Source organism: Pseudarthrobacter sp. NamB4, assembly GCF_005796185.1.
In the GTDB taxonomy this organism is placed as follows: Bacteria; Actinomycetota; Actinomycetes; order Actinomycetales; family Micrococcaceae; genus Arthrobacter.
In genome coordinates this window covers 220,435-233,640 of sequence record NZ_VAHM01000005.1, presented here as the reverse complement: position 1 = coordinate 233,640, position 13,206 = coordinate 220,435, and the positions used below count along the sequence as shown (strand labels likewise).

Genomic DNA, 13,206 nt, shown 5'->3' with positions numbered 1-13,206 from the left:
AGCCACTGGAGCGGATCTGCGGGATTGTGCGGAACGTCACCAGCCAGGCGGTCTTCGTCATGGCGGGACCGGGCATTGGAAAATCCTCCCTGGCGGCTGCTATCGCCGAGCGTCTCACCGGGGAACTGAACGTGCTGCAGATGCATGGGAGTTCCGCCCTGGCGGCGGTGCCGTTCGGTATCCTGACTCCCTACACCGGCGAACTGACAGCCGAGGAATCAGTTTCGCCCGTGGCCGTCCTGCGGTCCATGTGGAGTTACTTTGAGAAGTTGAAGGCGGGCAACGGCGCGCCCGTCCTGCTCGTAATTGATGATGCGCACTATCTGGACGAGGCTTCCGCAGGTGTAGTGGCCGACCTGATCTCCGCCGGGTGGGCAACAGTGGTGGCGGCTGCCAGGCCCCGGCCCGGCTTGCCCCAGCCGCTGGACCAGCTGTGGTATGACGGGCTGGCCGAGCGCGTGGACCTGCGTCCCCTGAACCGTGAACAGATCGAGGAAGCGCTGGCCCACCTTCTCGACGGTACGGTTCCTGCGGCCACCGTTGATGCCGTCTGGACCGCCTCCGGGGGCAACCCGCGCCTCCTCGATGCCCTGCTGCACGATGCTGCCGAGGCCGGAATCCTGGCGAAGAGGAACGGGATCTGGATCCTGTTGGGAGCATTGCCCACGGACGGGGTGCGGCTGACATCAGTGGTTACCAAGGATCACCTTCGGCGGCGGCCGGAGGAACAGGAAGCCCTGAAACTCATTGCGCTGGCCGGCCCCGTCAGCAGGAAGGCGATCGAGGATGTCTGCGGGGCAGCCGTGGTCCGGTCCCTGCTGGACCAGCAAATGGTTGTCGAAAACTCCGGCATCGCGGCGGAGCTGATACTGTGGAACGCATTGTTCGCGAAGGCCATCAGAAATACCATCTCGGTATCACGCAGCCTCCAACTGCTGGAAAAACTCCGCGAACACCAGGATCCCGCTGCGCTTCGTGGCGAAGGCTGGCTGCGTTCTGTGGAATGGGCCCTGGAATGTGGCCTGCGGGTGTCCGACGCCGGGATGCTGGAGGCCGGTCGTGAGGCGCTGACACGCTTCCGTAACCAGAGTGCGCGCTCCATCGCGGCCAAGGTCCACGACCCCGAACTCCTGCCGTTGGCCCGGGCCATCCAGGCACGGGCCCTCTACAACGAGGGCTCCTATGCGGAAGCTGCGGGACTGCTTGAAGACTGCTGGCCGCAGTTGGCCCGCCATCCCGAGGGTCCCGCTGTGCTGCTGCTGAGGGCGTCGGCGCAGTTGGCAACCGGCCAGCCGCTCACAGTTTTGGCGGAGGCAATAAGGGGACAGGCCCGGGAGACGCAGGCAGCGGCCCCGGCCTGGCAGGACGAACTTCTGCAGCTGCTGCAGGCCGGTGCGGAGGTGGATTTCCAGGCTCTCCTAACCCGCGCAGCGGATCTCAGGAGCCGCAGGTCGGCGGAAGCCGGCGGTGACCCGGTCAGGGCCATTGGCGAGGCACTCCTGGCCCATGCGCTGGCAGCAGCGGGCAGGCCGGCGGAGGGACTTGATGCGGCGCTCCTGGCGGCCTCGGAACTCGGGCCCCTGGAGAACAGCCTCTTCTTCTTCTCGGAATTCGTGCTGGGACGGCTCGTGTCGGATTACCTGGCGATGGGCGAATGGGCATCGGCGGAGCGTGAGCTTGACAGCTACGCTTCAGGACACGCGCCCGGAGCGGCAACCTTTAACGGCAGCCTGCAAGTACTGCGCGGCTATTCCATGCTGCGGCAAGGCCGGATGGAGCGCGCCTACCAGCTGCTGCTGCCGGCTGTGGAAGCGCTGAGGCTTAACGACCCCCTGCAGCTGTTCCGCTTCGGCTCCGCCCTGGGCTTCTATGCCGCGGCAAGGCTGGGGGACACTGCGCAGGCAAAGCGCTTGGAACAGGACTACAAGGATGCTGTGGCCGGCGGCCCCGCCCATGACTTCCTGGCCGCCGCCTACGTCGCTGCTGCTGGGGAGTACCTGTCCCGGGACGGCAAGGGGCTGGCCTCACTGCACACGCTGGTTACCACTGCGGAGGCCTCCTCGCGGAAGGGTGCCCTGCTGGAACTCCTCGCACTCTGCTGGGATCTGGGAGACTCCTCAGTGATCCCCATGGTGCAGGAGGCGGCCCGGGGCGTGGAGGGCCGATGGGCCGGAGCAATGCTGAAGCTCGCCACTGACTGGGAAGCTGCCAACGGGGACACGCTGATGGCCACAGCGGCCATGCTGGAGGAATCCGGCTTCGTCAACCTCGCCCGCGAGGCCTATGCCCGGGCCAGCACCGTGCTGGAGCAGTCCGGGGAGCGCCGCCGGTCCCGGCAGGCTGTTGCCCAGCGCGAAAAGTGCGACCATGAACTGGGTGAACGGTTCCGGGAGGGCCGTTTCATTGCGGCAGCTCCTGCCGTCCACCTGACCCGCCGTGAGCAGGACATCGTGGAGCTTGCCGTGCAGGGCCTGACGGACCGCGAGATCGCCCAGCGGCTCATGGTGTCGGTCCGCACTGTGGAGGGACACCTGTACCGCACCTACGTCAAGCTGGGTGTGCGCAGCCGGGATGAGCTGGAGTCGGCGCTTCCCAAGTAGCAGCCGCCGTTAACGGTGCGGACCGCGCCATGGTCACGGCTGGGGCTTCAGGCTGCCCAGCATAGAGCGCCCCCGGGTATCGGCCCGTTGCCCCGGTAGTACCCCGTCGGCGAATTAGAGTACTGCCTACTCGTGTGCGCCCGGTCACTGCAGGATTTACTTAAGGAAGCAAAGCAGCGGCAGGAAAAAGCAAGCAGAACCTGCCGACAGCTCTGGAAGCCTCCGAAGTTTCCGGTCCCAGTGGCCGGGCCAGACGGGGCCGGCGACGTTAGAGTCTTCTGAGACCGAGACTCTCCCCCCCAGCCGTCGCCGGCCCTTCTTTCCGCGGGCTGAAGCCCGGAGCGGCTGTGGCGGTTGCCCTTCCAAGGGCGGCCGCCACAGCCGTGCTGTGGGACAATTGAGTGTCATCCGTTGGCATCTCAAGGAGTAAGTCTTGGCCGTAGTATCAACGCCAGTCACGCTGGAGCGTGCCTTGCCCGCTATGGACGACGCCGAGGTTTTGCGTATCCGCAACGACTTTCCGGTCCTGAACCAGCTGGTCAACGGCCAACCGTTGGTCTACCTCGATTCCGGGGCAACGTCCCAGAACCCCCTGAGCGTCATTGAAGCTGAACAGGAATTCTACGAACAGCGCAATGCCGCTGTTCACCGCGGCGCCCATCACCTCGCAGTGGAGGCAACCGAGGTTTTCGAGGATGCCCGGCAGACCGTAGCGGATTTCGTCGGGGCCGACTACTCAGAGGTTATTTGGACGTCGAACGCCACCGAAGGTCTCAACCTGCTCAGTTACGCATTCTCCAATGCAGGACTGTGGGCTGCCCAAGGCCGGGGTGATGAGGGGCTCAGCGAGCTCGCCCTGAACCCGGGTGACGAAATCGTTGTCACTGAAATGGAGCACCATGCCAACCTGATCCCGTGGCAGGAACTGGCGTTCCGTACCGGGGCTGCACTCCGGTATATCCCCGTTGACGACGCCGGTTCCCTCCGTATGGACCTCGCGGGAGGCATCATCGGATCCCGGACCAAAGTGGTGGCCTTCACCCACGCGTCAAACGTCCTGGGCGTCATCAACCCGGTGGCGGAGCTGGTGGGGATGGCGCGCAGGGCCGGCGCCCTGGTGGTGCTGGATGCCTGCCAGTCCGCCCCGCACCTGGCGCTGAACGTCAAGGAACTCGACGTTGACTTTGCTGTGTTCTCCGGCCACAAGATGCTTGCCCCCACCGGGATCGGCGTGTTGTACGGAAAGCAGGAGCTGCTGGACATCCTTCCGCCCTTCCTGACGGGCGGCTCCATGATCACCACTGTCACCATGGAACGCGCCGAATACCTGCCCGCCCCCCAGCGCTTCGAAGCCGGAACCCAGCGAATTTCGCAGGCGGTGGCGCTGGCTGCAGCAGTTAATTATCTGACGGAAACGGGACTGGACCGGATTCACCACTGGGAATCGGAGCTGGGCCAGTGCATGGTGGCCGGGCTGGAGGCCATTCCCGGAATCCGTGTCCTTGGCCCAGCGGCCGGGCAGGACCGCATTGGACTGGCAGCTTTCGACGTCGAAGGCGTCCATGCCCACGACGTCGGGCAGTTCCTGGACTCGAAGGGAATCGCCGTGCGGGTGGGCCACCACTGCGCCCAGCCGCTCCACCGCAGGCTGGGGCTGACAGCCACTACCAGGGCCAGCGCCTACCTCTACAACACCACTGACGACGTGGACCAGTTCCTGGATGCCGTAGCCGGCGTGCGGGCCTATTTCCGCGCCTAGCAGGAAGACGGGAGCAACAGATGAGCCTTGACCAGCTGTACCAGCAGATCATCCTGGACCATTCCAAGGCCCGGCACGGCAGCGGACTTGCCGGGATGGCAGCGCCCGAGGGCACCTCCACGGGCCAATCACACCAGCTCAACCCGGTGTGCGGTGATGAGGTCACCTTGAGGCTGGCGGTTGAGAACGGAAAGGTGGCCCAGGTTTCGTGGGATGGGGCGGGCTGTTCCATATCCATGGCGTCCGCCTCAGTGCTGAGTGAACTGGCCGAGGGCATGACAGTGGAGGAGCTGCATCAGGCCATCGACAGCTTCCGCGAAGTCCTGCGGTCGCGGGGGAAGATCCCCGCTGACCCCGAATTGCTGGGCGACGCCGCGGCCTTCGAGGGCGTGGCCCGCTATGCCGCGCGTGTCAAGTGCGCCATGATTTCCTGGGTCGCCGCCGAGGACGCGCTGAACCAAGCGGCCTAAGCGCAATGTCCGGGCATGAAAAGGCCCTCCTCCCACGCACCGGTTGGTTGTGGTAGGAGGGCCTTTTCACAGGGCTGTTCAGCTGACCAGTGCCATGACTCCGATCAGGGCCGTGGCGGTGCCGAGGACCATCGAAATGGTGACCAGCACCACGTGGACGGTGAGGAATTTAGTGGCCTTACCGGCGGCGTCCCTGGCACGCGGATCCTTCATGACCCGGCGAAGGAACTGCGGCCAGACCACCAGCGACCAGACGCCGGCAATGATCAGGACCAGCGCAGCGAAGACGGGGAGTTCCACGGATCAGTGGCTTTCCAGCCAGGCCTGTGCCTGCTTGGCCTGCAGGTTCAGGGCCTTGGCCACCATCGGCTCCGCGGCGTCGGCAATCTTCCCGCCGAGGAACGGCACGGACGACGTCACGGCGCCTTCAAGCTCAACGCGGGTGCCGCCGTCGGCAGCTACCAGCCGCTGCACCGCAGTGACGTCAACAGGCGCGCCGGCGATCTTCAGCGAGATGTTGCTCTGGCGGGAGCCGTCCGCCGCCGGGGCTTCCCACTTCTCCACCTGGGTCACCTTGAGGTGCTCGCCCACGAACTTACGGGCGATTTCCGGGAGGCGGGTGGTGGGCAGGGTCCGCACCGAGGTGGCGCTGAAGGCTCCGGCAACGTCACCGTCAACCGTGAAGGACTCCAGCGAGCCGCCCACCAGCTGGCTGACGTGGCGCTGGAAATCCTCGTTCACCAGGACAGCTGCGACGCTGTCGACGGGATGCGGAAGGGTGGTGGTTGCGCTCAGGGCCATGGGTCCTCCTGGGACGTGGGGAACGGTTTTAACTCAAGACATCCTACGGGGTCCCGGTGGGCTGCTCCGCATCCAGGAGTTTCCGGGCAGCCCGCGTTATGTTGCGGGCCATGGCCGGAAAGATCACGTGGTGGAACGGAAGGACGGCCAGCCAGTACAGCCGGCCGCTCAGGCCCTTGGGGAAGAAGATGGCCCGCTGCCGGTAGCGGCTGCCGTTCCCGTCAGGTTCCACCGCAAGCTCCAGCCAGGCGCGCCCCGGAGCCCGCATTTCGGCCCGCAGCCGCAGCAGCCTGCCGTGCTCGATCCCTTCCACCCGCCACCAGTCCACAACTTCACCCGCAGACAGGGTCTTGGGGTGGCGCCGGCCGCGCAGCAGCCCTGCGCCTCCGGTCAGCTTGTCCAGCCAGCCGCGGACCTGCCAGGCCAGCGGCAGCGAATACCAGCCGTTGCGTCCGCCGATTCCTTCGATGACAGTCCATACGTGGGCCGGATCCACGTCACCATGGAACGTCCGTTCATCGGTGTACACCTTGTGGCCCGCCCAGTCGGGGTCGCTGGGGAGGGGGTCGGACGCCACGCCTGCATTGGCCCAGGTGGTCTCCACCTGGCCGTCGCGTTCTTTGCCCAATGCCAGGGCGACGGCGGCACGGTAGGGGGTCAGGCCGCCGTCGGGCCGGGGGATGTACTGGTCGATGTCGTGTTCGTTGGACACGGCGTCATGCTGCAGGGACTGGACCAGCGGCACCGCCATGGACAGCGGAATGGGCGTGGTGAGTGCAACCCACATCCCGGCGAGCTTGGGGGCGGGGACGGGCAGTGCCAGCACCACCCGGTACGGGAGGCCTGCCTCGTTGGCGTATTCCTTCATCATCCCGGCATAGGTCAGGACCTGGCGGCAGCCGATGTCGAAAGTCCTGGTGACCGGACCTTCCAGGGAAGCAGCTGCCACGAGGTAGTACAGGACGTCGCGCACCGCGATGGCCTCAATCCTGTTCTGTACCCAGCTGGGGGCCGGCATCAGGGGGAGTGTTTCGGAGAGGTGGCGGATCATTTCGAAGGATGCTGAACCGGATCCAATCACCACGCCCGCCTGGAAGACGATAGCGTCCACGGGGCTGTCCAGGAACACCTCGCCCACTGCCTCCCGTGACCTCATGTGCGTCGAGAGCTCCACGCCCTGGGGGTGCAGCCCCCCGAGGTAGACGATCCGGTGAACCCCTGCGTCCGCCGCGGCATCCGCCGCGTTCCTGGCCATGGCCTTTTCCTTCGCTTCGAATCCCGCCCCTGCCGCCATGGAATGGACCAGGTAGTAGAAGACGTCGACGCCGGCCAGCGCCTCCCGGAGGGCATCGCCGTCATCAAGGCTGCTCTCCACCACGTCCACGTTGTCCCGCCACGGCACCCCGGCAATCTTGTCCGGGGACCGCACCAGCACCTTGACGGTGTGGCCGGCTTCCAGGAGTTTGGGCACCAGCCGGCCACCGATATAGCCGGTGGCGCCTGTGACCAGGACGGACCTCGGCGGACGTGCGGTGTTGCTGGCTACTGTCATGGTTGCTCCTTGTCGTCCACCGTCACTGTCATGCCCAGTCCATTCGGAGCGGAGGGCCGGTTGGACTGCCGCCGGCCCACAACGTGCACCAGCATGCACCGGGAAAAACAGGCAGTGCCAGCCTACGCCCGCTCCCTAGGCGGGAGCCCGTGATGTCGCCGGCTCGCGGTAGGCTGGGATAACCCGGGATTCGCAGCGAATTTCGGGTTTTCGCGTTGCCTGCGATCCGCTGAACACCACAGGAGTTTCTGCCATGAGCCTTCCCGGCCAGTCCACCGCCGGCGCATCCAGTACAGGCGCAGCCACCAACCGCACCTCCGGTGACGGCAAGTCGAACGCCGCCAAACCAGGCAAAGGTAAGTCAGGCACCGCCAAGTCCGGAAGCGGCAAGCCGGGAACAGGACCATCGCTGGACGGACTGCGGCGTGCCCTCGCCGCAGACCAGACCTTTGCCCGCGTCCGCGCTGAGGCTGCGCGCGGTTTCGCCGTCCGGGGCCAGGACTACCAGATCAGCGCCCCCGCCGGGCTGCGGCCGGTACTCCTCGCCGAAATGGCGGACGGCCTCGCGGCCGCCACCCCAGACCAGGCCGACGGCGGGGCACCGGGTGTCGTGCTGGCCGTCACTGCCACCGGACGCGAGGCCGAGGACCTCGCGGCAGCGCTGCGCGCTTACCTGCCCGCCGACGCCGTGGCCGAGTTCCCCAGCTGGGAAACCCTTCCGCACGAGCGGCTTTCGCCCCGTTCGGACACCGTGGGCCGTCGTCTTTCCGTCCTCCGCCGCCTGGCACATCCTGATACTTCGCCGGCCGGGCCGCTCCGCGTGGTGGTGGCGCCCGTCCGCGCCGTGGTCCAGCCCGTCGTGGCGGGCCTGGGCGACCTGGTGCCGGTCACGCTGAAGGTCGGCCAGGACGTTCCGTTCTCGGAGGTGGTGCGGAGCCTGGCGGATGCAGCATATGCGCGGGTGGACATGGTGACCCACCGCGGCGAATTCGCTGTCCGCGGCGGCATCATCGACGTCTTCCCGCCGACGGAGGACCACCCCGTCCGGGTGGAGTTCTTCGGTGACGAGGTGGACCAGATGCGCTGGTTCGCCGTGGCGGACCAGCGCTCGCTGTCCGCCCCCGGCATCCACCACCCCACTGAGCTGCATGCGCCGCCGTGCAGGGAAATACTCATCACCCCGTCCGTGATGTCCCGGGCAGCAACCCTCAAGTCCCAGCTGCCCGCCGCGGCGGACATGCTGGAAAAAATCGCCGGCGGCATCGCGGTAGAGGGCATGGAGTCACTGGCCCCCGTGCTGGTGGATTCCATGGTCCCGTTCGTGGACCAGCTGCCGGCGGATTCGATCGCCGTAGTCATCGAACCGGAAAAGGTCCGGACCCGTGCCCACGACCTCGCCGCTACCAATGAGGAGTTCCTCGAGGCTGCCTGGTCCACGGCCTCCGACGGCGGTGCGGCGCCGCTGGATCTGAGCTCGCAGGCCACTGCCGCCCTCCACTCCGCCAGCTTCCGTTCCCTGGCCGAGACGCGCACCTCGTCCCTCGAGCACGGCGTCTCGTGGTGGTCCATCACGTCCCTGGCCCAGGACGAGGAACTGCTCCCGGAGATCGACGTCCTGAACCTGCATGCCCGCGAACCGCGGGGCTACCAGGGCGACGTGGCGGAAATGATGGATTTCATTGGCTCCCACGTCCGGGACCAGTGGCGGGTGGTGGTGGCCACGGAAGGCCCCGGACCCGCACAGCGCCTGGCGGAACTGTTCCACGAGAACAACATCCCGTGCGCCCGCGTGGACAGCCTGGACCACGAACCCCAGGCGGGCATCATTGAGGTGACCACTGCCGCCGTCGGACGCGGTTTTGTCCTGGACGGACTCAAACTCGGGCTGCTCACCGAAGCCGACCTGCTGGGAAGAACCTCCGCCGGGTCCACCAAGGACATGCGCCGCATGCCCTCCAAGCGGCGGAACGCCGTGGACCCGCTGCAGCTCGTGGCGGGCGACCATGTGGTCCACGAACAGCACGGCATTGGCAAGTTCGTGGAGCTGATCCAGCGCAAGGTGGCCGGTGGAAGCGACGGCGTGCGCGAGTACCTGGTGCTCGAGTACGCACCTTCGAAGCGCGGGGCTCCGGGGGACCGTCTCTTTGTGCCCACGGACCAGCTGGACCAGGTGACCCGCTACGTGGGCGGCGACACCCCGGTCCTGAGCAAGATGGGCGGTGCGGACTGGGCCAGCACCAAGTCCAAGGCGCGCAAGGCCGTCAAGGAGATTGCCGGCGAGCTGATCCGGCTGTACTCCGCCCGGATGGCGTCCCGGGGCCACGCCTTCGCCCCGGACACGCCTTGGCAGCGCGAGCTGGAAGAAGCGTTCCCGTACGTGGAGACGCCGGACCAGCTCACCACCATCAACGAGGTCAAGGCGGACATGGAGCGCGAGATCCCCATGGACCGGCTGGTTTCCGGCGACGTGGGCTACGGCAAGACGGAGATCGCTGTGCGCGCCGCCTTCAAGGCAGTGCAGGACGGCAAGCAGGTGGCCGTGCTGGTGCCCACCACCCTGCTGGCACAGCAGCACTACGAAACGTTCACCGAAAGGTTCTCCGGATTCCCCCTGCGCGTGAAGCCGCTGTCCCGTTTCCAGGCCGCCAAGGAAGCGAAGGAGACGGCCGAGGGCGTCAAGAACGGTGCGGTGGACGTGGTGATCGGCACCCACCGGCTGCTGTCCAAGGACTTCGAGTTCAAGGACCTCGGCCTGGTGATCGTGGACGAGGAGCAGCGCTTCGGCGTGGAGCACAAGGAAGCGCTCAAAAAGATGCGGACCAACGTGGACGTCCTCGCTATGAGCGCCACCCCGATTCCCCGCACCCTGGAAATGTCCCTCACCGGCATCCGGGAAACCTCCACGCTGGCCACCCCGCCGGAGGAACGCCACCCCGTCCTCACCTACGTGGGCCCCTACACCGACAAGCAGACCTCCGCCGCCATCCGGCGCGAGTTGATGCGAGAGGGCCAGGTTTTCTTCGTCCACAACCGCGTTTCCACCATTGAGCGCACTGCCGCGAAGATCCGTGAACTGGTGCCGGAGGCCAGGGTGGAGGTGGCGCACGGCAAGATGTCCGAGAGCCGCCTGGAGCAGATCATCGTGGACTTCTGGGAGAAGCGCTTTGACGTCCTGGTGTGCACCACCATCATCGAAACCGGCCTGGACATCTCCAACGCCAACACCCTGATCGTGGACGGCGCGGACAAGTACGGCCTGTCACAGCTGCACCAGCTCCGCGGCCGCGTAGGCCGGGGCCGGGAACGCGCCTACGCCTACTTCCTCTACCCGTCCGAGAAGCCCCTTGGTGAAGTGGCGCTGGAGCGGCTGAAGGCCGTGGCCGCCCACAACGAACTGGGGGCGGGCATGCAGCTGGCCATGAAGGACCTCGAAATCCGTGGCGCCGGCAACCTGCTGGGCGGCGAGCAGTCGGGCCACATCCAGGGAGTGGGCTTCGACCTGTACATCCGCCTGGTGGGCGAGGCGGTGGCGGACTTCCGCGGCGAGGCCGAGGAGAAGGCCGCCGAGATGAAGATCGAACTGCCGGTCAACGCCCACCTGCCGCACGACTACGTGCCGGGGGAGCGGCTGCGCCTGGAGGCGTACCGCAAGCTCGCCGCGGCCCTTACCAACGAGGCAATTGACGAAGTCCGCGCCGAACTGGTGGACCGCTACGGGGAACTGCCGCTGCCGGCCCTGAACCTGGTGGAGGTGGCCCGGTTCCGGGTGGCGGCGCGGGAAGCGGGCCTGTCGGACGTGGCGCTGCAAGGCAACTTCATCAAGTTCTCACCAGCCACACTGCCCGAGTCGAAAGTCATGCGGCTGAACCGGATGTACCCCGGATCCCAGTCCAAGCCCGCCCTGGACGCCGTGCTCATCCCCAAGCCGAAGACCGCAAGGATCGGTGGCCGGGACCTCCAGGATGCGGAGATCCTGGAGTGGGCCAACGGAGTCATCCGCAACATCTTTTCCGATCAGCCCCTGCCAGTGGGCTAGGAGTTGATGGGAGGACACCACGCCGCGTCAGGGGCCGCGGCGTGGGTAGCTATTGCCTCAACGGGGCCGTACACGCTGGGCTGGTACCCGCTGGACGCCACAGGCATCCTGATCGGCGGGATGGCGACGGCGGGAAGCGCCTTGGTGTGCGACTGGGACCACCGCCACAGCACGGTGGCGAATGCGCTGCCGCCGCTGTCCAACATGATTGCGGTCGGAATTGAGAATGCCAGCGGCGGGCACCGGCAGGGCACCCATTCCGTACTCGGTGCGTCCTTCTTCGTGCTGCTGGCTACGCTGGCGGGGCAGGTCCAGCTGGAGACCGACTGGGGATTGCTGTCCGTGGGAGCGGGGCTGCTGTGCATGTTCATGATCAACATCGCGGCCAAGGCACTGAAACTGTTTCCGAAAGCGGGCTTCATCAGTAACTGGATCTTCGCCCTGACCATGGCCGGGCTGGTCACCTGGTTCGCGCCGGACCAGTGGACCTGGCTCCCTGTCTCGATGCTGACCGGCGTGGTGGTCCATATCGTGGGGGACCTCATCACCACCGGTGGCGTGCCGCTGCTGTGGCCGCTGGTGGTCAAACCGCCCAGGACGCTGCGCCGGGTGCCGTTGCTGCGCCAGGTCTGGCGGCCCAACGGCGCCTTGTCCCTGCCGCTGCTGGGCCGTGCCGGTTCAAAACGCGAGTGGCTGGTGCTGATCCCCGTCAGCGCCTACGCCATGGTGGGAATGTCTGTGGCGGCCTGGTCCATCGGCCGCAGCCAGTGGGCCAGGGTGGCAGCCGAGGCCGAGGCCTTGGTCCGCCTCTGGTTCTAAGCAGGCCCTGGTTTCCGGAGCGTAAACCCCTGGACAGCAGAAGACCCCCTGGACGCGGTCCAGGGGGTCCTTGGCGTGGGGTGTCCTAGTGCTCGCCGGCGGAGTCCGAGCGGCCCAGGATGCTCTGCGGAATCCAGAAAGCCAGGGTGAACAGGACCAGGCAGACGGCCAGCGGCCAAGGGTTGTCCAGGGTGAGGAAGGAAAGAGAGTAAATGGCCCCGAAAAAGAGCGCGATCATGACCACGAAGAGGACAATGCTGGTTCCGAGCTTGTTCTCGTTCTGGGGGGTCTGGACAAATTCATCGTGGGACGTTGAGCCTTCGCTGGACCCGGTAATCTTGCTCGACATGTCGTTCCTCCTCGGCCCCCGCGGGCCTCAATCTGTGGCGGCGTCCGGTTGCTGTCAGTAGGAGGATGAACCCTGCTCACCCTTGACAATGGCAATCCCGGAGCTGGCACCAATACGTGTTGCACCTGCAGCAATCATAGCCTGCGCGTCAGCAAGGGAACGCACCCCGCCGGATGCCTTGACGCCGAGGTCCGGCCCCACCGTTTTGCGCATCAGGGCGATGTCCTCCGCGGTAGCGCCGCCTCCGTTGAATCCTGTTGAAGTCTTCACGAAGTCGGCACCGGCCTCCAAGGCTGCTTCACAGGCGAGGACCTTTTGGCTGTCCGTGAGCAGCGATGTCTCTATGATGACCTTCAGGATGGCGCCGCTGCCGTGGACGGCTTCCGCCACCGAGGTGATGTCCTCAACAAGCGCGCCCTTGTCTCCCGCCCTGGCGGCGGCAATGTTGATTACCATGTCCACCTCGTCAGCCCCGTCCAGCACAGCGCCGCGGGCTTCAAAGGTCTTGACGTCGGTGGGAGTGGCGCCAAGCGGGAAGCCCACCACGGAACATGTCAGGACTCCTGAACCTTTGAGCGCCTTCTTCACCGTCTTAACCCAGATCGGATTGACGCATACCGACTTGAAACCGTATTCGGCGGCTTCCGCGCAGACCTTGAGGATGTCGGCCTCCGACGCCTCGGGCTTCAGCATGGTGTGGTCGATGAAGGACGCGATGCTGCCGGAACCTCCGGTGCCGGTGGCTGCTGCCTGAACGGACGGGGCGGCTTCGTTGCTCATGGTGGTTCTCTCCAGGGGGCGGTGGGCCGGGACGTTTGTG

Annotated in this window: 10 protein-coding genes; 5 read left to right on the top strand and 5 right to left on the bottom strand. The window is 66.2% G+C overall.

The window, feature by feature from the left end:
• Positions 1 to 26: 26 nt before the first annotated feature.
• The 3 genes from FDW81_RS06915 (at position 27) to sufU (ending at position 4,829) form a co-directional block, all read left to right on the top strand.
• Positions 27 to 2,600 (top strand): helix-turn-helix transcriptional regulator, encoded by a 2,574-nt coding sequence (locus FDW81_RS06915; protein ID WP_240720016.1) that lies wholly within the window; start codon positions 27 to 29, stop codon positions 2,598 to 2,600.
• A gap of 433 nt (positions 2,601 to 3,033) precedes the next feature.
• On the top strand, positions 3,034 to 4,359 hold the full coding sequence (locus FDW81_RS06910) for a SufS family cysteine desulfurase (RefSeq protein ID WP_138133400.1): 1,326 nt from the start codon (positions 3,034 to 3,036) through the stop codon (positions 4,357 to 4,359).
• A 20-nt stretch (positions 4,360 to 4,379) separates the two neighbouring features.
• The gene (gene sufU, locus FDW81_RS06905) at positions 4,380 to 4,829 is read left to right on the top strand and encodes a Fe-S cluster assembly sulfur transfer protein SufU (protein WP_138133399.1); all 450 of its coding nucleotides are present in this window, start codon (positions 4,380 to 4,382) and stop codon (positions 4,827 to 4,829) included.
• Between the two features lie 78 nt (positions 4,830 to 4,907).
• Here the strand turns inward: sufU and FDW81_RS06900 are convergent, their stop codons facing one another.
• Genes FDW81_RS06900 through FDW81_RS06890 form a run of 3 tightly spaced genes read right to left on the bottom strand, consistent with a single transcriptional unit; the run spans position 4,908 to position 7,182 of the window.
• Entirely contained in the window at positions 4,908 to 5,129 is a 222-nt protein-coding gene (locus FDW81_RS06900) for an SCO4848 family membrane protein (protein WP_138133397.1), read from the bottom strand.
• A gap of 3 nt (positions 5,130 to 5,132) precedes the next feature.
• On the bottom strand, positions 5,133 to 5,630 hold the full coding sequence (locus tag FDW81_RS06895) for a DUF2505 domain-containing protein (protein WP_138133396.1): 498 nt from the start codon (positions 5,628 to 5,630) through the stop codon (positions 5,133 to 5,135).
• Positions 5,631 to 5,673: 43 nt separating this feature from the next.
• Positions 5,674 to 7,182 carry an SDR family oxidoreductase gene (locus FDW81_RS06890; RefSeq protein WP_138133395.1) on the bottom strand — a complete coding sequence of 503 codons (1,509 nt, stop codon included), beginning with the start codon at positions 7,180 to 7,182 and terminating at the stop codon, positions 5,674 to 5,676.
• A gap of 253 nt (positions 7,183 to 7,435) precedes the next feature.
• Here FDW81_RS06890 and mfd point away from each other — a divergent pair, with 253 nt between their 5' ends.
• Both mfd and FDW81_RS06880 read left to right on the top strand, forming a co-directional pair.
• Positions 7,436 to 11,218 (top strand): transcription-repair coupling factor, encoded by a 3,783-nt coding sequence (mfd, locus tag FDW81_RS06885; RefSeq protein ID WP_240720014.1) that lies wholly within the window; start codon positions 7,436 to 7,438, stop codon positions 11,216 to 11,218.
• A gap of 6 nt (positions 11,219 to 11,224) precedes the next feature.
• A complete protein-coding gene (locus tag FDW81_RS06880) occupies positions 11,225 to 12,037 on the top strand; it encodes a metal-dependent hydrolase (RefSeq protein WP_138133394.1) in 813 nt (270 codons plus the stop codon).
• 85 nt (positions 12,038 to 12,122) lie between these two features.
• Here the strand turns inward: FDW81_RS06880 and FDW81_RS06875 are convergent, their stop codons facing one another.
• Positions 12,123 to 12,386, bottom strand: a complete 264-nt coding sequence (locus tag FDW81_RS06875; RefSeq protein ID WP_138133393.1) for a hypothetical protein — start codon at positions 12,384 to 12,386, stop codon at positions 12,123 to 12,125.
• A 54-nt stretch (positions 12,387 to 12,440) separates the two neighbouring features.
• A complete protein-coding gene (deoC, locus tag FDW81_RS06870; RefSeq protein ID WP_138133392.1) occupies positions 12,441 to 13,166 on the bottom strand; it encodes a deoxyribose-phosphate aldolase in 726 nt (241 codons plus the stop codon).
• Positions 13,167 to 13,206 lie beyond the last annotated feature (40 nt).